The sequence below is a fragment of the Stenotrophomonas sp. Marseille-Q4652 genome (assembly GCF_916618915.1).
Taxonomy (GTDB): Bacteria; Pseudomonadota; Gammaproteobacteria; order Xanthomonadales; family Xanthomonadaceae; genus Stenotrophomonas.
In genome coordinates, this window is the sequence record NZ_CAKAKE010000001.1 from 1,076,619 (window position 1) to 1,097,261 (window position 20,643).

Annotated in this window: 15 protein-coding genes; 9 read left to right on the forward strand and 6 right to left on the reverse strand. The window is 66.9% G+C overall.

Going from position 1 to position 20,643, the window contains the following annotated elements; genetic code table 11:
* The first annotated feature begins 9 nt into the window (after window positions 1-9).
* The 4 genes from LG380_RS04950 to LG380_RS04965 are packed head-to-tail and all read left to right on the forward strand — an operon-like array spanning window position 10 to window position 5,134.
* The gene (locus LG380_RS04950; RefSeq protein ID WP_225763864.1) at window positions 10-864 is read left to right on the forward strand and encodes a CheR family methyltransferase; all 855 of its coding nucleotides are present in this window, start codon (window positions 10-12) and stop codon (window positions 862-864) included.
* Entirely contained in the window at window positions 861-1,463 is a 603-nt protein-coding gene (gene cheD / locus LG380_RS04955) for a chemoreceptor glutamine deamidase CheD (RefSeq protein ID WP_225763865.1), read from the forward strand. The genes LG380_RS04950 and cheD overlap by 4 nt, the downstream gene beginning before the upstream one ends.
* Window positions 1,460-2,533 (forward strand): chemotaxis response regulator protein-glutamate methylesterase, encoded by a 1,074-nt coding sequence (locus LG380_RS04960; RefSeq protein WP_225763866.1) that lies wholly within the window; start codon window positions 1,460-1,462, stop codon window positions 2,531-2,533. The genes cheD and LG380_RS04960 overlap by 4 nt, the downstream gene beginning before the upstream one ends.
* A 3-nt stretch (window positions 2,534-2,536) precedes the next feature.
* Window positions 2,537-5,134 carry an EAL domain-containing protein gene (locus LG380_RS04965; protein WP_225763867.1) on the forward strand — a complete coding sequence of 866 codons (2,598 nt, stop codon included), beginning with the start codon at window positions 2,537-2,539 and terminating at the stop codon, window positions 5,132-5,134.
* A gap of 163 nt (window positions 5,135-5,297) precedes the next feature.
* On the opposite strand, the gene acnB is transcribed toward LG380_RS04965, so the two are convergent.
* Genes acnB through LG380_RS04980 form a run of 3 tightly spaced genes read right to left on the reverse strand, consistent with a single transcriptional unit; the run spans window position 5,298 to window position 8,565 of the window.
* Window positions 5,298-7,889 (reverse strand): bifunctional aconitate hydratase 2/2-methylisocitrate dehydratase, encoded by a 2,592-nt coding sequence (gene acnB, locus LG380_RS04970; RefSeq protein WP_225763868.1) that lies wholly within the window; start codon window positions 7,887-7,889, stop codon window positions 5,298-5,300.
* 44 nt (window positions 7,890-7,933) lie between these two features.
* Window positions 7,934-8,335 (reverse strand): type II toxin-antitoxin system VapC family toxin, encoded by a 402-nt coding sequence (locus LG380_RS04975; RefSeq protein ID WP_225763869.1) that lies wholly within the window; start codon window positions 8,333-8,335, stop codon window positions 7,934-7,936.
* The gene (locus LG380_RS04980) at window positions 8,332-8,565 is read right to left on the reverse strand and encodes an AbrB/MazE/SpoVT family DNA-binding domain-containing protein (RefSeq protein WP_225763870.1); all 234 of its coding nucleotides are present in this window, start codon (window positions 8,563-8,565) and stop codon (window positions 8,332-8,334) included. The genes LG380_RS04975 and LG380_RS04980 overlap by 4 nt, the downstream gene beginning before the upstream one ends.
* 192 nt (window positions 8,566-8,757) lie before the next feature.
* Here LG380_RS04980 and bamE point away from each other — a divergent pair, with 192 nt between their 5' ends.
* Both bamE and acnA read left to right on the forward strand, forming a co-directional pair.
* Window positions 8,758-9,123, forward strand: coding sequence for an outer membrane protein assembly factor BamE (gene bamE, locus LG380_RS04985; protein ID WP_225763871.1), 366 nt, complete (start codon window positions 8,758-8,760; stop codon window positions 9,121-9,123).
* Between the two features lie 211 nt (window positions 9,124-9,334).
* The gene (acnA, locus tag LG380_RS04990; RefSeq protein ID WP_225763872.1) at window positions 9,335-12,091 is read left to right on the forward strand and encodes an aconitate hydratase AcnA; all 2,757 of its coding nucleotides are present in this window, start codon (window positions 9,335-9,337) and stop codon (window positions 12,089-12,091) included.
* 103 nt (window positions 12,092-12,194) lie between these two features.
* On the opposite strand, the gene LG380_RS04995 is transcribed toward acnA, so the two are convergent.
* The gene (locus LG380_RS04995) at window positions 12,195-12,635 is read right to left on the reverse strand and encodes a nuclear transport factor 2 family protein (protein WP_225763873.1); all 441 of its coding nucleotides are present in this window, start codon (window positions 12,633-12,635) and stop codon (window positions 12,195-12,197) included.
* Window positions 12,636-12,738: 103 nt separating this feature from the next.
* Between LG380_RS04995 and LG380_RS05000 the strand changes: the two genes are divergently transcribed.
* The 3 genes from LG380_RS05000 to LG380_RS05010 all read left to right on the forward strand — a co-directional run bounded on the left by LG380_RS05000 (window position 12,739) and on the right by LG380_RS05010 (window position 17,326).
* Entirely contained in the window at window positions 12,739-14,415 is a 1,677-nt protein-coding gene (locus LG380_RS05000) for an AMP-binding protein (RefSeq protein WP_225763874.1), read from the forward strand.
* Between the two features lie 198 nt (window positions 14,416-14,613).
* Complete coding sequence (locus LG380_RS05005; protein ID WP_225763875.1) at window positions 14,614-16,293, forward strand: long-chain fatty acid--CoA ligase; 1,680 nt, start codon at window positions 14,614-14,616, stop codon at window positions 16,291-16,293.
* 166 nt (window positions 16,294-16,459) lie between these two features.
* Window positions 16,460-17,326, forward strand: a complete 867-nt coding sequence (locus LG380_RS05010) for a crotonase/enoyl-CoA hydratase family protein (RefSeq protein ID WP_225763876.1) — start codon at window positions 16,460-16,462, stop codon at window positions 17,324-17,326.
* Between the two features lie 67 nt (window positions 17,327-17,393).
* Here LG380_RS05010 and LG380_RS05015 read toward each other — a convergent pair whose 3' ends face one another.
* Both LG380_RS05015 and LG380_RS05020 read right to left on the reverse strand, forming a co-directional pair.
* The gene (locus tag LG380_RS05015) at window positions 17,394-19,580 is read right to left on the reverse strand and encodes a response regulator (protein ID WP_225763877.1); all 2,187 of its coding nucleotides are present in this window, start codon (window positions 19,578-19,580) and stop codon (window positions 17,394-17,396) included.
* 1 nt (window position 19,581) lies between these two features.
* On the reverse strand, window positions 19,582-20,637 hold the full coding sequence (locus tag LG380_RS05020; protein WP_318780093.1) for a two-component system response regulator: 1,056 nt from the start codon (window positions 20,635-20,637) through the stop codon (window positions 19,582-19,584).
* Window positions 20,638-20,643 lie beyond the last annotated feature (6 nt).

Here is a 20,643-nt window from a genome sequence, read left to right on the forward strand (position 1 = left end):
CCGACTGCAATGACCGTCTCCTCCCCCAGCACCACCACCGGTCGCGATTTCGAGTTCAGCGACCGCGATTTCCGTCGCGTCTGCGAACTGATCCACCAGCGTGCCGGCATCGCCCTGGCCCCCGCCAAGCGCGACATGGTCTATGGCCGCCTGTCGCGCCGCCTGCGGGCGCTGGGCCTGCGCTCATTCCAGGAATACCTGGACCGGCTGGAGAAGGATGGCGGTGACGAATGGCAGGCGTTCACCAACGCACTGACCACCAACCTGACCTCGTTCTTCCGCGAGCCGCACCACTTCGACAAGCTGCGCGAGGAACTGCTGCAGCGCACCCACCGCGCGCCGCTGCAGATCTGGTCGTGCGCCGCCTCCACCGGCGAGGAGCCCTACTCGCTGGCGATCACCGCCTGCGAGGCTTTCGGCACCCTGACCCCGCCGGTGCGCATCCTCGCCACCGACGTGGATACCCAGGTGCTGTCGGTCGGTGCGCAGGGCGTGTACTCGGTCGAGCGCATCGCCAACCTGGACCCGGCACTGAAGCGCCGCTATTTCCAGCGCGGCACCGGCCCCAACGAGGGCAAGTGCCGGGTGATCCCTGCCCTTCGCCAGCTGATCGAGTTCCGCCAGCTCAACCTGCTGTCGCCGCGCTATGACGTGGGCGGTCCTTACGACGCGCTGTTCTGCCGCAACGTGATGATCTATTTCGACAAGCCGACCCAGCGCGCCATCCTGTCGCGCCTGGTCGAGCACATGGGTGACGACGGCCTGCTCTACACCGGGCACTCGGAGAACTACCTGCACGCGGCCGACCTGATCCAGCCCTGCGGTCGCACCCTGTACCGCCGTGCGCAGAGGACCGGTGCATGAGCCTGCCTGCCACCGCCCCCACCGATGACGTGATGCGTTATCGCGACAGCCGCTTCCAGACCACGGCGGCCAAGCTCCTGCCGACCCAGTACCTGGTGGTGGATGACAACACCGCGCTGACCACGACCCTGGGCTCGTGCGTGGCCGCGTGCCTGCGCGACCCGGTGCTGAAGATCGGCGGCATGAACCACTTCCTGCTGCCCGAGGGCAACGCCGGCGACGGCGCCCCGGCCCGCTACGGCAGTTATGCGATGGAACTGCTGATCAACGACATGCTCAAGCGCGGCGCCCACCGCAAGCGCCTGGAAGCCAAGGTCTTCGGTGGCGCCAACGTGCTCAAGGGCTTCACCAGCAACCCGGTCGGCACCCGCAACGCCGAGTTCGTGCGCCAGTACCTGCAGGCCGAGCACATCCCGATCGTGGCCGAGGACCTGTGCGGCATCCATCCGCGCAAGATCTGGTTCTTCGCCGACACCGGCCGCGTGGTCGTGCAGCGCCTGCCGCACGCGCACGAGGCCGAAGTGGCCGCTGCAGAATCGGCCGTGCGTGCCCGCCTGTCCCAGGCCCCGGTCACCGGTGGCGTGGAGCTGTTCGAATGAGCGCCGCCGACAGCCCCTGCCGCGTCCTGATCGTCGACGACTCGGCCGTCGTGCGCCAGGTCCTGACCGAGATCCTGTCGCAGGATCCGGGTATCGAGGTCATCGGCTCGGCCGCCGATCCGATCCTGGCGCGCGAGAAGATCAAGCGCCTGAATCCGGACGTGATCACGCTGGACGTGGAAATGCCGCGCATGGACGGCCTGGCCTTCCTCGAGAACCTGATGCGATTGCATCCGATTCCCGTGGTGATGGTGTCCTCGCTGACCGAGCGCGGCGCCGACACCACGCTGCAGGCACTGTCGCTGGGCGCGGTGGACTTCGTCGCCAAGCCCAAGCTCGACGTTGCCCGCGGCCTGCAGGACTACGCCCGGGAAATCACCTCCAAGGTGAAGATGGCCGCCCGTTCGCGGGTGCGTCCGCTGGGCCGTCCGCCGACGGTCAAGCACGTGCTCGGACCGCGGCAGGCACCGGCGCGTGCCAGCACCTTTCGCACCACCGACCGCCTGATCGCCATCGGCGCCTCGGCCGGCGGTACCGAGGCCCTGCGTGTGGTGCTCGAAGGCATGCCGGCCGATGCACCGGCGATCGTCATGACCCAGCACCTGCCGGCCAGCTTCAGCAGTGCCTTCGCCGAGCGCCTGGACCGCCATTCGGCGATGTCCGTGCGCGAGGCCACTGATGGCGAAGCCGTCCTGCCGGGCCATGCCTACCTGCCGCCGGGCGGCAAGCACCTGCGCATCATCCGCGACGGCGCCCGCTGGCGCTGCCGCATCGACGACGGTCCGCCGGTCAACCTGCACAAGCCGGCAGTGGACGTGTTGTTCCGTTCCGTGGCCATCAGTGCCGGACCGAACGCAGTCGGCGCCATCCTCACCGGGATGGGCGACGACGGTGCGCGCGGCCTGCTGGAAATGCTTCAGGCCGGCGCGCCAACCCTGGTACAGGACGAAGCAACCAGTGTGGTCTGGGGCATGCCCGGGGCCGCTTACAAACTTGGGGCGGCACAGGAAGTACTGCCGCTGGACCGTATCGCCGCGAGGCTGCTCGCGCTTTCGCAACAGGCCCGGTAATCGATGACGACAGCCCTCTCCGCGCTCGGCGCGCTCACTCCCCTGCGTGACCTGTCCACGCTGGCCAATGGCCAGACCGGCAGCAAGCCCGGCAACTGCCTGATGTCCAGGGTTGGCGCCTGTTTCGCCGGCGTGGGCGTGATGGTCATCGATGACCATGGCCAGCTGCTGTACTGCTCGCCGGAGTGCGAACTGGTCTGCGGTTTGGCGGCGGAGAAGCTGAAGGGCCGCGTGCTGGAGTCAGTGTTCACCAGCACCAGCGGCGAAGTGCCGAACCTGCAGCCGCCCAGGGGCCAGAACGTCAAGGACCTGCTGCTCAAGGGCGTCTTCGCGCTGGCCGGCGATGCGCGCCAGGTCTCGATGACCCTGTCGCCGGTACGCCACGGCCGGCGCTGGCTGTACGTGGCCTGCGTCCGCGACGCCAACCCGGCGGCCAACGAACAGCCCCAACTGCAGCAGCTTTCGCAGGCGCTGGACCGCAGCCAGAACGCGATCATCATCTGTGACCGCGAGTCGCGCATCCAGTACGTCAATGCCGGCTTCACCGAGATGTTCGGCCATGCCGCAAAGGACGCGGCGGGCGTGACCCTGGGCGAACTGATCGGCGGCGAACACACCGATCTGCAGCAGCTGGCCCACTGCAGCGATTCACGTCGCTCCTCGCGCCCGCACCAAGCCGACCTGCTGCTGTACCGCGATGACGGCACGCCGCTGTGGGTATGCAGCTCGTCCACCCCGCTGCCTGACAGCGAAGGCCAGCTCAACCGCTTTGTCACCATCCTCAATGACATCACCGAGGCCAAGACCCGCGAGCTGCTGCACGACCGGATCCTCGACGCGCTGGTACGCGAGCAGCCGCTGCACGATTCGATGACCCAGATCTGCCGCGAGGTCGAACGCGTGGCCCCGGACCTGATCGCCTCGGTCGTGGCGGTGGACCCGGAGCACCGGCTGCGTCCGCTGGCCGGGCCGAGCATGCCGCAGGCGTTCTCCGAGTACATCGACGGCGTGCCGATCGGTCCGGCCGTGGGCTCCTGCGGCACGGCGGCCTGGCGCGGTCGGCCGGTGGTGGTGGCCGACATCGCCACCGACCCGCTGTACGCTCCCTATGCCGAGGCCGCGCTTTCCTGTGGCCTGCGTGCCTGCTGGTCCAACCCGATCAAGTCCAGTTCCAACCAGGTCATGGGCACCCTGGCCTTCTACTACCGCGAACCGCGCGAGCCCGCGCCATGGCACGTCAAGCTCGCCGAACTGTGCGTGCACCTGTGCGCACTGGCGATGGAACGCGAGCAGACCAAGGCCCGGGTCCACCAGCTGGCGTTCTACGACGTGCTGACCGGCCTGCCCAACCGGATGATGTTCAATGCACGCGCCGAGCAGGCCTTGGCCACCGCCGAGCACAACGGCGAGCCGGTGGCGATCCTGTTCGTCGACATCGACCGCTTCAAGCGCATCAACGAAACCCAGGGACACTCGGCCGGCGACGGCCTGCTGCGTGACATCGCGCGCCGGCTCGGCGAATGCGCCGGCTCCGGCGCACTGGTCGGCCGCCAGGCCGGCGACGAGTTCGTGATGCTTGTACCGCAGTGCGGTGCCGAGCACGCCGCCGGCCTGTCCGAACGCCTGCTGGCGTCGCTGGGCGAGGCGCTGGTCGTGGGCAACGTCACCGTGCACACCAGCGCCAGCATCGGCGTGGCGATGTTCCCCGACGACGGCCGCGACATCGATACCCTGCTGCGTCACGCCGACCTGGCGATGATCCAGGCCAAGGACGAAGGCGGCGGCAGCGTGCGCTTCTTCAGCCTGGAGATGAACCGCCTGGCGCAGGAACGCATCGCCATGGAAACCGCGCTGCGCGAAGCCCTGCGCCGCGACCAGCTGCAGCTGCACTACCAGCCGCAGCTGGCCAGCGTCGACCACCGCCTGTACGGTGTGGAGGCATTGCTGCGCTGGGAGCACCCGACGATGGGGCCGGTCTCGCCCGCCCGCTTCGTGCCGATGGCCGAGGAATGCGGCCTGATCGACGAGATAAGCGACTGGGTGCTGCGCCGTGCCTGCCAGCAGATGGCCGACTGGCGTGCGCGCGGGATCATGGTGCCGCGGGTGGCGGTCAACCTGTCCGCCGGGTACTTCGAGAACCCGACCCTGCCGCTGGAACTGCAGCAACTGCTGGATGCCAACGGCCTGAAGCCGCACGACCTTGTGCTGGAGATCACCGAGAGCGTGATGCTCTCGCCGCAGGCGCGCGTGCTGCAGAACCTGGATGCGGTCCAGCAGATGGGGATTGGCCTGTCGCTGGACGACTTCGGCACCGGCTACTCGAGTCTTTCCCACCTCCACCGCCTGCCGATTGATGAGCTGAAGCTGGACATGAGCTTCGTGCGCGACATCGAGCACAGCGACACCGCCCGCACCCTGATCACCTCGGTCCTGCGCATCGGCGAGAACCTGCGCAAGCACGTGGTCGCCGAAGGCGTGGAAACCGAGGCGCAGCACCGCTTCCTCGCCGAACAGGGCTGCGAGGTCCTGCAGGGCTACCTGTTCTCCAAGCCCCTGCCCGCGATCAGGCTGGAGGAATGGCTCAAGCTCGGCCGGGACTGACCCACTCACGGTTCACGCCAAAAGGCCGGTGCCGTGCATCGGCCTTTTTTTTGGATTCCATTAGTGGTGGAGACCCCGGACGCGCATAGCGAAAATCCTGCGCGGCGCCCAAAAGAAAACGCCCGGCAATGCCGGGCGTTTTCCGTTTGCTTCACCTGTGTGATCAGGCAGCGACCGTGGCGGCCACTTCCTGGTACTCGGCGATCTGGTCGAAGTTCATGTAGCGGTAGATCTTGTCGCCGTTGGCGTTGATCACACCGATGTCGGCCATGTACTCCTCCTTGGTCGGGATACGACCCAGGCGTGCACAGATCGCGGCCAGCTCGGCCGAACCCAGGTACACGTTGGTGTTGCGGCCCAGGCGGTTGGGGAAGTTGCGGGTCGAGGTCGACATCGCGGTGGAGCCTTCGCGGATCTGCGCCTGGTTGCCCATGCACAGCGAGCAGCCCGGCATTTCCATGCGCGCACCGGCACCACCCAGCGTCGAGTAGTGGCCTTCCTTGGTCAGCTCGGAGGCGTCCATCTTGGTCGGCGGGGCCACCCACAGACGGGTAGGGATGTCGCGCTTGCCTTCCAGCAGCTTGGCGGCGGCACGGAAGTGGCCGATGTTGGTCATGCACGAACCGATGAACACTTCATCGATCTGGGCACCGGCCACGTCGGACAGGGTCTTCACGTCGTCCGGATCGTTCGGGCAGGCCACGATCGGCTCGTGGATGTCGGCCAGGTCGATCTCGATGACGGCGGCGTATTCGGCGTCGGCATCGGGCTCGAGCAACTGCGGGTTGGCCAGCCACTCTTCCATCTTGGCGATACGGCGGGCCAGGGTGCGGGCATCCTGGTAACCCTCGGCGATCATCCACTTGAGCAGCGTGATGTTGCTGGTCAGGTACTCAATGATCGGCTCCTTGTTCAGGCGCACGGTGCAACCGGCAGCCGAACGCTCGGCCGAGGCGTCGGACAGCTCGAATGCCTGTTCGACCTTCAGGTTCGGCAGGCCTTCGATTTCGAGGATGCGACCGGAGAAGATGTTCTTCTTGCCGGCCTTGGCCACGGTCAGCAGGCCCGACTTGATGGCGTACAACGGGATGGCGTTGACCAGGTCACGCAGGGTGACGCCCGGCTGCATTTCGCCCTTGAAGCGCACCAGCACAGATTCGGGCATGTCCAGCGGCATGACGCCGGTGGCAGCGGCGAAGGCGACCAGGCCCGAACCGGCCGGGAAGGAGATGCCCACCGGGAAACGGGTGTGCGAGTCGCCGCCGGTACCGACGGTGTCGGGCAGCAGCATGCGGTTGAGCCAGGAGTGGATCACGCCGTCGCCCGGACGCAGGGACACGCCGCCGCGGGTGGAGATGAACTCCGGCAGGGTGTGGTGGGTCTTGACGTCCACCGGCTTCGGGTAGGCGGCGGTGTGGCAGAAGGACTGCATCACCAGGTCAGCCGAGAAGCCCAGGCAGGCCAGGTCCTTCAGCTCGTCACGGGTCATCGGGCCGGTGGTGTCCTGCGAGCCGACCGAGGTCATCTTCGGTTCGCAGTAGGTGCCCGGGCGCATGCCCTTGCCTTCCGGCAGGCCACAGGCCCGGCCGACCATCTTCTGCGCCAGCGAGAAGCCACGGCCGTTGTCGGCCGGCTGCACCGGCAGGCGGAACAGGTCGGTGGCCGGCAGGCCCAGCGCCTCGCGGGCCTTGGCGGTCAGGCCGCGGCCGACGATCAGCGGGATGCGGCCACCGGCGCGCACTTCATCAAACAACACATCGGACTTGACCTTGAATTCGGCAATCACTTCACCGTTCTTCAGGGCCTTGCCTTCGTACGGGCGCAGCTCGACCACGTCGCCGTGGTTCATCTGCGACACGTCCAGCTCGATCGGCAGGGCGCCGGCATCTTCCATGGTGTTGTAGAAGATCGGAGCGATCTTGCCCCCCAGGCAGACGCCACCGGCGCGCTTGTTCGGGATGTACGGGATGTCATCGCCGGTCCACCACAGCACCGAGTTGGTGGCCGACTTGCGCGAGGAACCCGTACCGACCACGTCGCCGACGTAGGCGACCAGGTTGCCCTTTTCCTTCAGGCCCAGGATTTCCTGGATCGGGCCGCGCTTGCCGTCTTCTTCCGGCACGAACGGGGCATCGGGACGCTTGTTCTTCAGCATCGCCAGCGCGTGCATCGGGATGTCCGGGCGGGTGGTGGCGTCCGGGGCCGGCGACAGGTCGTCGGTGTTGGTCTCGCCCGGCACCTTGAACACGGTCACGGTCAGGCTGGCCGGCACTTCCGGGTTGGAGGTGAACCACTCGGCGTCGGCCCAGCTCTGCAGCACGGCACGGGCGTTGGCGTTGCCGGCCTTGGCCTTCTCCTCGACGTCGTGGAAGGCGTCGAACACCAGCAGGGTCTTCTTCAGGCCGTCAGCGGCGATCGCGCCGACGCTGGCATCGTCCAGCAGCTGGATCAGCGGGGCCACGTTGTAGCCGCCCAGCATGGTGCCCAGCAGCTCGGTGGCGCGCTCGCGCGAAATCAGCGCGTTCTTCTCGCTGCCAAAGGCGATGGCGGCCAGGTAGGAGGCCTTGACCTTGGCGGCGTCGTCCACGCCAGCCGGGACGCGGTGGGTGATCAGGTCGAGCAGGAACTCGGCCTCGCCTGCCGGCGGGTTCTTCAGCAGCTCGATGACGTCGGCGGTCTGCTGGGCAGACAGCGGCAGCGGCGGGATGCCAAGCGCGGCGCGCTCGGCGACGTGGTGGCGGTAGGCTTCCAACATGGACAACTCCCGGAGGGTACGGATAGGTAAGAAAGGGGTTGGGCTCAGGCTTGCGGCACGATCAGCTTCAGGCCCTTGAAGTAGTCGCGATAAAAGGTGTCGTTCCAGGTGATAAGACCGTCGCACTGGAGCATGGCGTGGGCGCCGACCATGAAATCGTCGATCCTGCGCGTGTCACCGGCATTGCGCTGGCGGTGGCGACGGTGCATCTCGCCGGCCCGCAGCGCGGATTTGGCTTCCAGCGGGCTGAAATGGATGCCCATTTCCTCCAGCGCCTCCTGCACCTCGGCGCCGCCGCGCAGGCTGGCGCAGATCTCGGCCAGGGTGGTGCCACAGACGACCACGCGGCCACTGACCAGGGCCTGGCGCAGGCAGGCTTCCACAGCGTCGGCACGTGGGCCGTCGCTGAGCAGTTCGATCAGGACCGGGGAATCGACAGCGATCACCCGTGGCTGTCCTCGTCACGCACGGTGCGCACGGCCTCTTCGGCCGACTCGAACCCGTCCAATGCGAACTTGCCGCGGGCCCGGGAAATGGCGTCGTCAACACTCTTGCGCAGGATGATCCGGCTGCCTTCCAGTTCGACCTTGAGCTGGGTGCCCTTGGTCAGGCCGAGGGCATCGCGAACGGCCTTGGGCAGCGTGATCTGACCGCGTTCAGCGACGGTGGCTTCCATGGGGGTAGGCCTCAAAAAGTATGCACGAATTATACATACCGAACGGATCCTTCACAAACCGGATATGTGATCGCGGCCCATTCGGGGAACACCCTCCCCGCTAGACTTCGCCGGCAGCCTTCAGGCTGCCCCCGGGCAGGAAGCCCCGGTGCCCTGTCCGGGCATTTCCCTATAAGAACAAGGAGGTTTTACATGCGGGCAATCACCCTCGCCCTGTTCCTTGCCGCCCCGCTGGCCCTTTCGGCCACCGACGCCCAGGCCTTCGGTGCCCACGTCACCGGCGTCCACATCACGGCCGCGCAATTGGATGCGCTCCAGGTCGGCACCACCCGCCAGGACGACATCCGCGGCCAGTTCGGCACCCCGGCGCGACGCGAGCAGGTCGGCGACACCCAGATCTGGTACTACGACTACGTGAAGATCCCGCCGTTCGGGAAGAACATCCAGGAATCCACGGTGTTCGAGTTCAATGCAAAGGGCGTGCTGGTCGCCAAATCCAAGACCAACGCCGTCGGCAAGACCGGCAACCCCCTGCTCGACGCCGCCAACGGCAAGTAAGCCGCAACACAGTGGTGCAGGCCGGTTCGGCCTGCACCACCTCCCTTCTGACGCCAAGGCTACATAAGCAGCGGTAATCTCCCATGGAGAGCCAGCTGCCTGGCCTTGGGATTCGTGGATACTGCGGCTCCGGGGCCGGAATCCCGCCGTCACACGCAAGCAGGCCCCTCGTGGGCCACTGCAAGCCATCCGCAAGAAGGAGCATCCCCGCATGAGCGATTCGTTCTCCACCCGCAGCCAGCTGCAAGTCGGCGGCCGGACCTACGATTACTTCAGCCTGCGCAGGCTCGGCGAGCGCTTCGACATCTCGCACCTGCCCTACTCCATGAAGATCCTGCTGGAGAACCTGCTCCGGCACGAGGACGGCGGCGCCACCGTGGGCAAGGACCACATCCAGGCCGTGGCGCAGTGGGATCCCACCGCCGAGCCGGATACCGAGATCGCCTTCATGCCGGCGCGCGTCGTGCTGCAGGACTTCACCGGCGTGCCGTGCGTGGTCGATCTGGCCGCCATGCGCGATGCCGTGGTCAAGCTCGGCGGCCGCCCGGAACAGATCAACCCGCAGATCCCCTCCGAACTGGTGATCGACCACTCGGTGCAGGTGGACGTGTTCGGCAAGCCCGGCGCGCTCGACCTCAACGGCAAGATCGAATTCCAGCGCAACCAGGAGCGTTACGGCTTCCTGCGCTGGGGCCAGAAGGCGTTCGACAACTTCAAGGTGGTGCCACCCAACACCGGCATCGTCCACCAGGTGAACCTGGAGCACCTAGCCCGGGTGGTGATGACGGCTGACAGCGATGGCGCGTCCATCGCCTACCCCGACACCGTGTTCGGCACCGACAGCCACACCACGATGATCAACGGCATCGGCGTGCTGGGCTGGGGCGTGGGCGGCATCGAGGCCGAGGCCGCCATGCTTGGCCAGCCCTCGTCGATGCTGATCCCGCAGGTGGTCGGCTTCAAGCTCACCGGCAAGCTGCCCGAGGGCGCGACCGCCACCGACCTGGTGCTGACGGTCACCCAGATGCTCCGCGCCCACGGCGTGGTCGGCAAGTTCGTCGAGTTCTACGGTGACGGCCTGCAGCACCTGCCGCTGGCCGACCGCGCGACCATCGGCAACATGGCACCGGAATACGGCGCCACCTGCGGCATCTTCCCCATCGATGCCGAATCGTTGAACTACCTGCGCCTGTCCGGGCGCGGCGAGGACCAGATCGCCCTGGTCGAGGCGTACGCCAAGGCCCAGGGCCTGTGGCACGAGCCAGGCAGCCCGCACGCCAGCTACAGCAGCACGCTCGAGCTGGACATGGGGCAGGTCAAGCCGTCGCTGGCCGGTCCCAAGCGCCCGCAGGACCGCGTGCTGCTGCAGGACGTAAAGGCCAATTACCGCGAAAGCCTGGCGCCGTTCGTCGCCACCCGCGACAAGCGCAGCCCGGAGGTGGCCACTTTCATCGCCGAGGGCGGCACTGCCGCGGTCGGCAACGAGGGCGTGCGCAAGGGTTCGGCCAACATCGAGATCGACGGCCAGCCGGTCAAGCTCAAGGACGGTGCGGTGGTGATCGCCGCGATCACCTCCTGCACCAACACATCCAACCCGGCGGTGATGCTCGCTGCCGGCCTGCTGGCGAAGAAGGCCGCCGCCCGTGGCCTGACCCGCCAGCCGTGGGTCAAGACCTCGCTCGGCCCGGGCTCGCTGGTGGTCACCGATTACCTGCGCAAGGCCGGCCTCCTGGAGGAACTGGAGAAGATCGGCTTCTACCTGGTCGGCTACGGCTGCACCACCTGCATCGGCAACTCCGGTCCGCTGCCGGCCGAAGTCAGCGCCGGCATCGCCGCAGGCGACCTGGTGGTGACCTCGGTGCTGTCGGGCAACCGCAACTTCGAGGGCCGCATCCACCCCGAAGTGAAGATGAACTACCTGGCCTCGCCGCCGCTGGTGGTCGCCTATGCCATCGCCGGCACCACCGACATCGACCTGACCACCGAGCCGCTGGGCACCGACAGCGACGGTCAGCCGGTCTACCTGCGCGACATCTGGCCGAGCAACAAGGAAATCGGCGACACCATCGCCGCGACCATCGGCCCGGAGATGTTCAAGCAGAACTACGCCGACGTGTTCAAGGGCGACAACCGCTGGAACACCATCCAGTCGCCCGACGGCGAACTGTACGAATGGGATGCCAGCTCGACCTACATCAAGAACCCGCCCTACTTCGAAGGTATGACCATGGACGTTGGCCACATCGCCGACATCCAGGGCGCTCGGATCATGGGTCTGTTCGGTGACTCGATCACCACCGACCACATCTCCCCGGCCGGCAACATCAAGAAGGACTCGCCGGCGGGCCGCTTCCTGCAGTCCCGTGGCGTGCAGCCGGCCGACTTCAACAGCTATGGCAGCCGCCGAGGCAACGATGACGTCATGGTCCGCGGCACCTTCGCCAACATCCGCATCAAAAACCTGATGCTCGGCGGCGAGGAAGGCGGCAACACCCTGTACTTCCCGCCGGGCGGCGGTGAACCGCAGAAGCTGGCGATCTACGACGCGGCCATGAAGTACAAGGCCGACGGCGTGCCGCTGGTGGTGCTGGCCGGCAAGGAATACGGCACCGGCTCCTCGCGCGACTGGGCGGCCAAGGGCACCAACCTGCTCGGGGTCAAGGCGGTGATCGCCGAAAGCTTCGAGCGCATCCACCGTTCCAACCTGGTGGGCATGGGCGTACTGCCGCTGCAGTTCCTCGATGGCCAGAACGTGCAGAGCCTGGGCCTGGACGGCTCGGAAACCGTCAGCATCGAAGGCCTGCGCGATGGCGCCAGCAAGCGTGCCACCGTGACCGCCACCGCAGCCGATGGCAGCCGCAAGACCTTCGAGGTCGCGGTGATGCTGCTGACCCCGAAGGAAGTGGAGTACTTCAGGCACGGTGGCCTGCTGCAGTACGTGCTCCGCCAGCTGGCCGCGCGCGGCTGACGGACCACCGGGCCTCCAATAAGACAAAAAGCCCCCGCTCGCGGGGGCTTTTTCATTGGGCCACGGGCCCGTAGTCATCGAGGAAAACACAGGCGGGCTGCGGCTATTCCCGGGCGTCCTCCCATCGGGCGTGGTACAGCTGCCACTGCCCGTCGACCTCGCGCCAACCGCTGGTGATGGCCAGCACGCGGCCCCGCTCGGGCAGCATACGGCCACTGCCGCCGGTCAGGGCGACCGTACAGCGCACGGTGGCCGAGCCCTGCTGCAGCTCGATCTGCAGCGGCCCCGGATGCACCCCGATCTTCGTATTGAGCAGCATCTGTGCACGCAGCATCCGCTGCAGTTGCTCCCGGTCCATGCCGCCATCGCCGACGAAGTCGGCAGCCACGTGGCGCAGGGCGCCGCGCTGGTCGCCCTCCTCCACCGCGGCCTGCATCTGCTCGATCGCCTGGCGCAGGCGCTGCTCCGGCGCAGCCCGGCTGCAGGCCAGCAGAAGCATCGAAACGCACGCCAGCAGCACCAGACAGCGGGTTTTTGTCTGCATCCCTCTTCGCCTTGTCCATTCGGGCAGGTATGCTGCCCCGTGCGGCGGGCGCCCCCGGTGCCCGCCTATACCAATAACTATATTCATTCCTGGAGGGGGAACCATGATGCAGGAACGTCCCTGGTTGCAGAGCTATCCGAACGGCGTGCCCGCCGAAATCGACATCAACGAGTTCCGCTCGATCTCGGCGGTCTTCGACTCCTCTGTGGCCAAGTTCCGTGATCGCGCAGCCCTTTCCAGCTTCGGCAAGGAACTGACCTACGGGCAGATGGAAGAAAAGGTGGAGCAGTTCGCCGCCTATCTGCAGTGCGAGCTCCAGCTCAAGAAGGGTGATCGGATCGCGATCATGATGCCCAACTGCCTGCAGTACCCGATCGCCATCTTCGCTGCGCTGCGCGCCGGCCTGACCGTGGTCAACGTCAACCCGCTGTACACCGCGCGCGAGCTCAAGCACCAGCTGTGCGACGCGCAGGCCAACGCCCTGCTGGTGGTCGACAACTTCGGCCACACGGTGCAGGAAGTGGCGGCCGAGCTGCCGGTGCGCCACATCATCACCACCGGCCTGGGCGATCTGCTCGGCGCGAAGGGCGCGATCGTCAATTTCGTCCTGAAGTACGTCAAGAAGATGGTCCCGGACTACGATCTGCCCGGCGCGGTGCGTTTCAAGCAGGCGCTGAAGCTGGGTGCCCGCCACCAGCGTCCGGCGGTGGTCACCGACCACGAGGACATCGCTTTCCTGCAGTACACCGGGGGCACCACCGGCGTGGCCAAGGGCGCGATCCTGACCCACCGCAACCTGATCGCCAACATGCAGCAGATCAGCGCCTGGATCGGACCGGCCAAGCTCAACCCCGGCGAGGAAGTGGGCATCACCGCGCTGCCGCTGTACCACATCTTCTCGCTGACGGTGAATGGCCTGGTGTTCACCAAGCTCGGCATCAAGAGCGTGCTGATCACCAATCCGCGCGACATGCCCGGCTTCATCAAGGAACTGGGCCAGCACAAGGTGAGCGTCATCACCGGCGTCAACACCCTGTTCAACGGCCTGCTCAACACCCCGGGCTTCGACGCGCTTGATTTCTCCAGGCTGCGCCTGAGCATCGGCGGCGGCATGGCGGTGCAGCGCGCCGTGGCCGAGCGCTGGCAGAAGGCCACCGGTTGCCCGTTGATCGAAGGCTACGGCCTGACCGAGACCTCCCCGGTTGCCTGCGTCAACCCGCTGGACGCCACCGAGTACAGCGGCGCCATCGGCCTGCCGCTGCCGTCCACCGATGTCTGCGTCAAGGACGACAACGGCCAGGTCCTGGGCGTCGGCGAGGTAGGCGAGCTGTGCGTGCGTGGCCCGCAGGTGATGCGCGGCTACTGGCAGCGTCCGGACGAGACCGCCGCCACCATCGACAGCGGCGGCTGGCTGCACACCGGCGACATGGCGCGGATGGAGGCGAACGGCTTCTTCTACATCGTCGACCGCAAGAAGGACATGATCCTGGTCTCCGGCTTCAACGTGTATCCCAACGAGGTCGAGGACGTGATCGCGATGATGCCCGGCGTGCTGGAAGTGGCCGCCGTGGGCGTGCCGGACGAGAAGTCCGGCGAAGTGGTCAAGGTCGTGATCGTCAGGAAGGATCCGGACCTGACCGCCGAGCAGGTCAAGGAGCACGCCCGTGCACACCTGACCGGTTACAAGCACCCGCGCGTCGTCGAGTTCCGCAAGGAACTGCCCAAGACCAACGTCGGCAAGATCCTGCGCCGCGAACTACGCGACGCACCGGCCCAGTAATACCGGCCGCCAACGCCGTTGGACCGAACGCCCCGGGTGCAAGCCCGGGGCGTTTTTTTGTATGGGTCGACGATCCAATCGACCGCACCGTATCTCTCCGGCGCTGGCCATGCTGCAGCCTGGTAAAGGTATGCTGGTCCCAGCGGCTGGCAGGGGCAGCGCCAGTCCAACAACGAATCACTTTCCTGGAGGGGGAATATGAGTCAGGACCGTCCTTGGTTGCAGAGCTATCCCGCCGGCGTGCCGGCCGAGATCGATGTAGACGAATTCAAGTCCGTCGGCGCCGTATTCGACGCCTCGGTCGCCAGGTTCCGCGACCGTCCTGCCTACTCGAACCTGGGCAAGACCGTCACCTACGGCCAGGCCGACGAGCTGGTGACCCGGTTCGCGTGCTACCTGCTCAACGAGCTCCAGCTCAAGAAGGGTGACCGCGTCGCCCTGATGATGCCCAACTGCCTGCAGTACCCGATCGCCACCTTCGGCATCCTGCGGGCTGGCCTGACCGTGGTGAACGTCAACCCGCTGTACACCGCGCGCGAGCTCAAGCACCAGCTGGTGGATTCGGGGGCCTCGGTGCTGGTCGTGATCGACAACTTCGGCCATACCGTGGCCGAGGTCATCGCCGACACCTCGGTCAAGCAGGTGATCACCACCGCGCTGGGGGACATGCTCGACTTCCCGAAGCGCCCGATCGTCAATTTCGTACTGAAATACGTCAAGAAGATGGTGCCCGATTACCACCTCCCCGGCGCGGTGCGTTTCCGTACCGCATTGGCGCTGGGCAACGGGCATGGCCTGCCGCAGGTGGAAGTCGACCACGATGACGTTGCGTTCCTGCAGTACACCGGCGGCACCACCGGCGTGTCCAAGGGCGCCATCCTCACCCACCGCAACCTGATCGCGAACATGCAGCAGGCCTCGGCCTGGATCGCGGGATCAGGCGTGAAGCCCGGCGAGGAGGTGATCATCACCGCGCTGCCGCTGTACCACATCTTCGCGTTGACGGCGAACGGACTGGTCTTCATGAAGCTCGGCGGCCTCAACCACCTGATCACCAATCCGCGGGACATGCCCGGCTTCGTCAAGGAGATCAGGAACCTCCGCTTCACCGCCATCACCGGCGTCAACACCCTGTTCAACGGCCTGCTCAACACCCCCGGCTTCGACCAGGTCGATTTTTCCGGCTTGAAGGTCACCCTGGGCGGTGGCATGGCCGTGCAGCGCGCCGTGGCCGAGAGATGGAAGATGGTCACCGGCGCGACCCTGGTCGAAGCGTACGGCCTGACAGAAACCTCGCCGGCCGCCTGCATCAACCCGCTGACCCTGGCCGAATTCAACGGCGCGATCGGCCTGCCGATTCCGTCCACCGACGCCTGCGTCAAGGATGACAACGGCCAGACCCTTCCGGTCGGCGAGATCGGCGAGCTGTGCATCCGTGGCCCGCAGGTGATGCGTGGCTACTGGCAGCGTCCGGAGGAGACCGCCGCCGCCATCGACAGCGAAGGCTGGCTGCACACCGGCGATATGGCGCGGATGGACGAGAACGGCTTCTTCTACATCGTCGACCGCAAGAAGGACATGATCCTGGTGTCCGGCTTCAACGTGTATCCCAACGAGATCGAGGACGTGATCGCGATGATGCCCGGCGTGCTGGAAGTCGCCGCCGTGGGCGTGCCCGACGACAAGTCCGGGGAAGCGGTCAAGGTCGTGATCGTCAGGAAGGATCCGAACCTCACTGCCGAGCAGGTCAAGGAGCACGCCCGTGCACACCTGACCGGATACAAGCATCCGCGCATTGTCGAGTTCCGCCAGGAGCTGCCCAAGACCAACGTCGGCAAGATCCTGCGCCGCGAACTGCGCGACGCCCCACCCGCCTGATCGCCCCATGCCGCCTCCCAGGTGGCATTGGCACCGAACGGCCCCTTCCGGCAACGGTCGGGCCGTTTCCTTTGGGGTGGCGGGGGCCAGTGTAGGATCGGCCCGTGGATAGCGCCTGCCCGCCGCCCACGCCCTCCTGCGGGCTACCTCCTGAAGGAACTCCCACATGAGCATGATCGACTCGCTGCCCCTCCGTCGGCTCTATTCCACCATCCGCGTCGATTCCAGCGCCGACCACGACGTGCATTGGCTCTACATGCATGCCGACGCGGCGCCGGGTGTCCGCCCGTGTTTCCGGCGTCCAATGATGGTGGACATGCACCAGTTCCTTGATTCGATCTCGCGCGAGGACCAGCGCCGTCCCGGCCGCCTGCAGCACCTGGTACTGGCCTCCGATGCCGGCGCCTTCAACCTGGGCGGCGACCTGGAAGTGTTCTCCGAGCTGATCCGCCAGCAGGATGGCGCGGCCCTGCTGCGCTATGCCCGCAGTTGCATCGACGGCGTTTACCGCTTCCACCAAGGCCTCAACGGGGACTTCCGCACCATCGCGCTGTTGCAGGGCGACGCGCTGGGCGGCGGTCTGGAAATGGCGCTTTCCTGCCACACCATCGTCGCCGAGGAAGGCGTGGGCATGGGCCTGCCGGAAGTGCTGTTCGGCCTGTTCCCGGGCATGGGCGCCTACAACTTCCTGTGCCGCCGGGTGTCGCCGCAGCTGGCCGAGCGCATCATCCTCGATGGCCGGGTCTACAGCAGCGAGGAAATGCACGCGATGGGCGTGGTCGACGTGCTGGTGCCGCGTGGCCAGGGCGAACAGGCGGTACGCGACCTGATCCGCCAGCAGCAGCGCATCCCGCACTCGTGCCTGGCCATGAACGCGGTGCGTCGCCTGTCCAACCCGGTGACCTACCAGGAACTGCTGGACATCACCCAGGTGTGGGTCGACACCGCACTGGCGCTGGGTGACAAGTCGCTGCGGACCATGGACCGCCTGGTACGTGCTCAGACCCGTCGCAGTGCGATGGATCACGCCTGATCGGGACCTGTCCTGCGGGGGAACCAGGCCCGGCGTAAGCGCCGGGCTTTCCTTTGCCTGCTCCGGCCTACTGCCGGTCGCGGTCGGTGTGCTTGGCCTGGGCGCGTTCGCGCGCCTCGAGCATCTGCCGGCCTTCGCCCAGGCAGCTGGTCAGCCGTGCGTGGCGCTGGCGCCATTCGGCCTTGAGCTGCCAGTCGGGCATGCGCATCAACTCGCCACCGTGGCTGGACACGCGCAGCAGGCCGAGGTTGCTGGCCACGCCCTTGATCGCATGCGCATGCTCGCGCAGACGCTCCCAGTTGCCTTCTTCCGCCGCATGGGCGATACCGCCCAGGCAGCCGTCGGCATCGTTGAGGCACTGGCGTATGAACTCCCGCTCGAAGCCCTCGCCCATGCCCAACGCGGCCAGTTCGTCGAGCACGCCCGGATCGAAGACGCCGTCGGGGCTGACCGGCGTCCGCACTGCGGGCGTTCCGGTGGCCGCGACGCGACCGTTGGACGCGATCTCGGCCAGCTGGTCCAGCAGCCGGTTGGCCACCACCGGCTTGGCCAGGAAGGCATGTGCGCCGGCCTGGTGGCAACGCTGGATGGCCTCGGGGGTGACGTCGGCACTGAGCACCACCACTGGTGTACGCGGCCCGCCACCGGCCTGCATCACCCGCAGCTCGCGCAGCATGTCCAGCCCGCTCATGCCAGGCATGTGGAGGTCGCAGATGACCGCGTCGAATTCGGAACCGGCCAGTGCCTCGAGTACCGCCTCGCCACCATCGACACAGGTCACCCGGTGTCCGGCCTTCTGCAGCAGACGCTGCAGCACCATGCGGTTGGCATGGTGATCGTCGGCCACGAGGATCTGCATGCTGCGAACGCGCGCGCGGTGGCGCAGGAACGGATCGGCAAAGGCGATGACGTTGCCGGTGTCGGGCTGGAGGGCTTCCTCCTCGCGCAATGCCGGGGTGGACTGAAGCGAATGACGGCGTTCGGCCGACAGCGGCGCGGCGAATGGCAGCTCGACCCGGAAGCGGCTGCCCGCCGGCTCATTGGGGCTGTAGGAGATGGTGCCGCCCAGCGCTTCGGCCAGCGCCTTGGCGATGGTGGTGCCCAGCCCGGTGCCCTCGTGGCGCCGGGCCATCGAGACGTCGGCCTGTTCGAACGCATCGAACAGCCGCGGGCGCAGCGCTTCGGCCACGCCGACACCGGTATCGATGATGTCAAAACGCAGGCGCTGGCCATCATCGCCGGTAATGCCCAGCGAGGTGACCTGCAGCTGGACGCTGCCGGTGTCGGTGAACTTGACCGCGTTGCCGGCCAGGTTGAGCAGGATCTGCCGCAGATGGTCCGGATCGCCGCGCAGGCGGTCCTGCACGTCCTCGGCCACCCAGACGCGGTAATCCAGCCGCTTGGCCTTGGCCTGCGGCAGCAGGATCAGGCCGATGGCGCGGATGATCTCCCCCAGCGAGAAGTCCTCCTGGCCCACGCGCAGCTTGCCGGCCTCGATCGCCGAGATGTCCAGCACCTCCTCCACCAGCGCCAGCAGGCTCCTGGCCGAGGCCTGGATGGTGCCCACGCACTCGCGCTGCTCGTCATCCAGGCGCGTGGTCGCCAGCAGTTCGGTCATGCCGGACAGACCATTGAGCGGCGTGCGGAACTCGTGGCTCATGTTGGCCAGGAACCGGCTCTTGGCCTCGCTGGCACGCCTGGCCGCCTCGGTTGCCTCGGTCAGCTGGCGCAGCAGGCTGGAGAAATACAGCGGGATCGCGGCCAGCCCAACCAGCAGGCCCACCCCCAGGCCCAGGTTGGCCCGCCAGTAGCTGCTGGTGGCCAGGGTGAAGCCGAAGCTGGCCGTTGCCATCGCCACCGCGAGCATCAGGTAACGATTGCCAAAGCGCATGCCGTTGCCGACCGTCACCCACATCACCACGACGTAGATGCAGGCCATCGGCTCGCCAATGGTGCTCATCGCCGCAGCCATCAGCCCGTAGTCGTTGACCATGCCCATGACGCGGCGCAGGTCCGAGCGTTCGGGCCTCCACAGCAGCCAACCCATCAGCACCAGCGAAAGCGCCTGCGCGGTGAGGATCAGGCCGACCACCAGGCGCAGTTCCTCTGCGGGCATCTTCCAGCGGCCGGCCGACAACAGCACGTAGCCCAGGATCAGCGCGATCATCACGATGCGGATGAACGCCTGTCCGTGTTCGCTGTCCTGGCGCTGCGCCAGGCGCTGCTTCACCCAATCCAGTAAGGTGATGGCCATCTCACGCCCCCGGCCTCGGCGAGGCGGTCGAGTGCTTGGCGCAGATCTGCTCAAGCGCCGGACGGCTGCGCATCAGCGCGTCCACGCAGCGCGGGCAGAACAGACGGCCACGCTGGGCATAGAGGTAGGCCAGCGCGGCATCCATGCTCCAGGCGTCCTTGTACGGGCGCGGCGACAGCAACGCGTCGAACACGTCGGCCACCGCCACGATCCGCGCCTCCAGCGGAATGGCCTCGCCGACCAGGCCATCGGGATAGCCGCTGCCGTCGTAGCGCTCGTGGTGGCGCAGGGCGATCAGGGCCGCGACCTGGATGAAACGGTTCTGGCTGCCACTGAGCAGCTCGTAGCCGATGCGCGGATGCCGGCGCATGACCGCCATCTCTTCCTCGTCGAGCTTGCCCGGCTTGAGCAGCACCGCGTCGGGAATGGCGATCTTGCCCATGTCGTGCAGCGGCGCGGCCATCTCGATGACCCGCACCTCTTCCTCGGGCAGGCCCAGCTGCTCGGCGATCAGGCCGGCCACGTGCGACATGCGTTCGAGGAAGGCGCTGGTGCCCGCGTCGCGGTACTCGATGGCGCGTGCCAGCCGCGACAGTGTCTCGCGCTCGCGCTCCTCGACCTCGTGCATGCTGGCCAGCAGGCGCTGCTCCAGCGAAAGCGCACGCTGCTTGACCGTTTCGGTCTGCTTCCGCAACCGCAGCAGATTGTGGCAACGGGCGCGTAGTTCGCGCGGGCGGATCGGCTTGACCAGAAAATCGATCACGCCGGCTTCCAGCGCGGCCTGGCGCACCGGCTCGTCGCCGACAACGGTGATCAGGATCACCGGGATGTCGCGGTTGCGCGGCAGGCGCCGGAAGCGGCGGGCGAATTCCAGCCCGTCCATGCCGGGCATGCGGTAATCCAGCAGCAGCAGGTCGACGCGATGGCTCTCGCACCATGACAACGCCGACAGCGGATCAGCGAAGTCGTGCACGACCAGCTCGGACGCGATGTCCTCGATCACGTGGCGCAGCATGGTGCGCGCCGACGTCTGGTCGTCGACGATGACGATATTCAACTCGCT

What these genes read in the sequence shown, in the direction of transcription:
- LG380_RS04950 (WP_225763864.1), top strand. Translation starts at nt 10, where the DNA reads ATGACCGTCTCCTCCCCCAGCACCACCACCGGTCGCGATTTCGAGTTC.
- cheD (WP_225763865.1), top strand. Translation starts at nt 861, where the DNA reads ATGAGCCTGCCTGCCACCGCCCCCACCGATGACGTGATGCGTTATCGC.
- LG380_RS04960 (WP_225763866.1), top strand. Translation starts at nt 1,460, where the DNA reads ATGAGCGCCGCCGACAGCCCCTGCCGCGTCCTGATCGTCGACGACTCG.
- LG380_RS04965 (WP_225763867.1), top strand. Translation starts at nt 2,537, where the DNA reads ATGACGACAGCCCTCTCCGCGCTCGGCGCGCTCACTCCCCTGCGTGAC.
- acnB (WP_225763868.1), bottom strand. Translation starts at nt 7,889, where the DNA reads ATGTTGGAAGCCTACCGCCACCACGTCGCCGAGCGCGCCGCGCTTGGC.
- LG380_RS04980 (WP_225763870.1), bottom strand. Translation starts at nt 8,565, where the DNA reads ATGGAAGCCACCGTCGCTGAACGCGGTCAGATCACGCTGCCCAAGGCC.
- bamE (WP_225763871.1), top strand. Translation starts at nt 8,758, where the DNA reads ATGCGGGCAATCACCCTCGCCCTGTTCCTTGCCGCCCCGCTGGCCCTT.
- acnA (WP_225763872.1), top strand. Translation starts at nt 9,335, where the DNA reads ATGAGCGATTCGTTCTCCACCCGCAGCCAGCTGCAAGTCGGCGGCCGG.
- LG380_RS04995 (WP_225763873.1), bottom strand. Translation starts at nt 12,635, where the DNA reads ATGCAGACAAAAACCCGCTGTCTGGTGCTGCTGGCGTGCGTTTCGATG.
- LG380_RS05000 (WP_225763874.1), top strand. Translation starts at nt 12,739, where the DNA reads ATGATGCAGGAACGTCCCTGGTTGCAGAGCTATCCGAACGGCGTGCCC.
- LG380_RS05005 (WP_225763875.1), top strand. Translation starts at nt 14,614, where the DNA reads ATGAGTCAGGACCGTCCTTGGTTGCAGAGCTATCCCGCCGGCGTGCCG.
- LG380_RS05010 (WP_225763876.1), top strand. Translation starts at nt 16,460, where the DNA reads ATGAGCATGATCGACTCGCTGCCCCTCCGTCGGCTCTATTCCACCATC.
- LG380_RS05015 (WP_225763877.1), bottom strand. Translation starts at nt 19,580, where the DNA reads ATGGCCATCACCTTACTGGATTGGGTGAAGCAGCGCCTGGCGCAGCGC.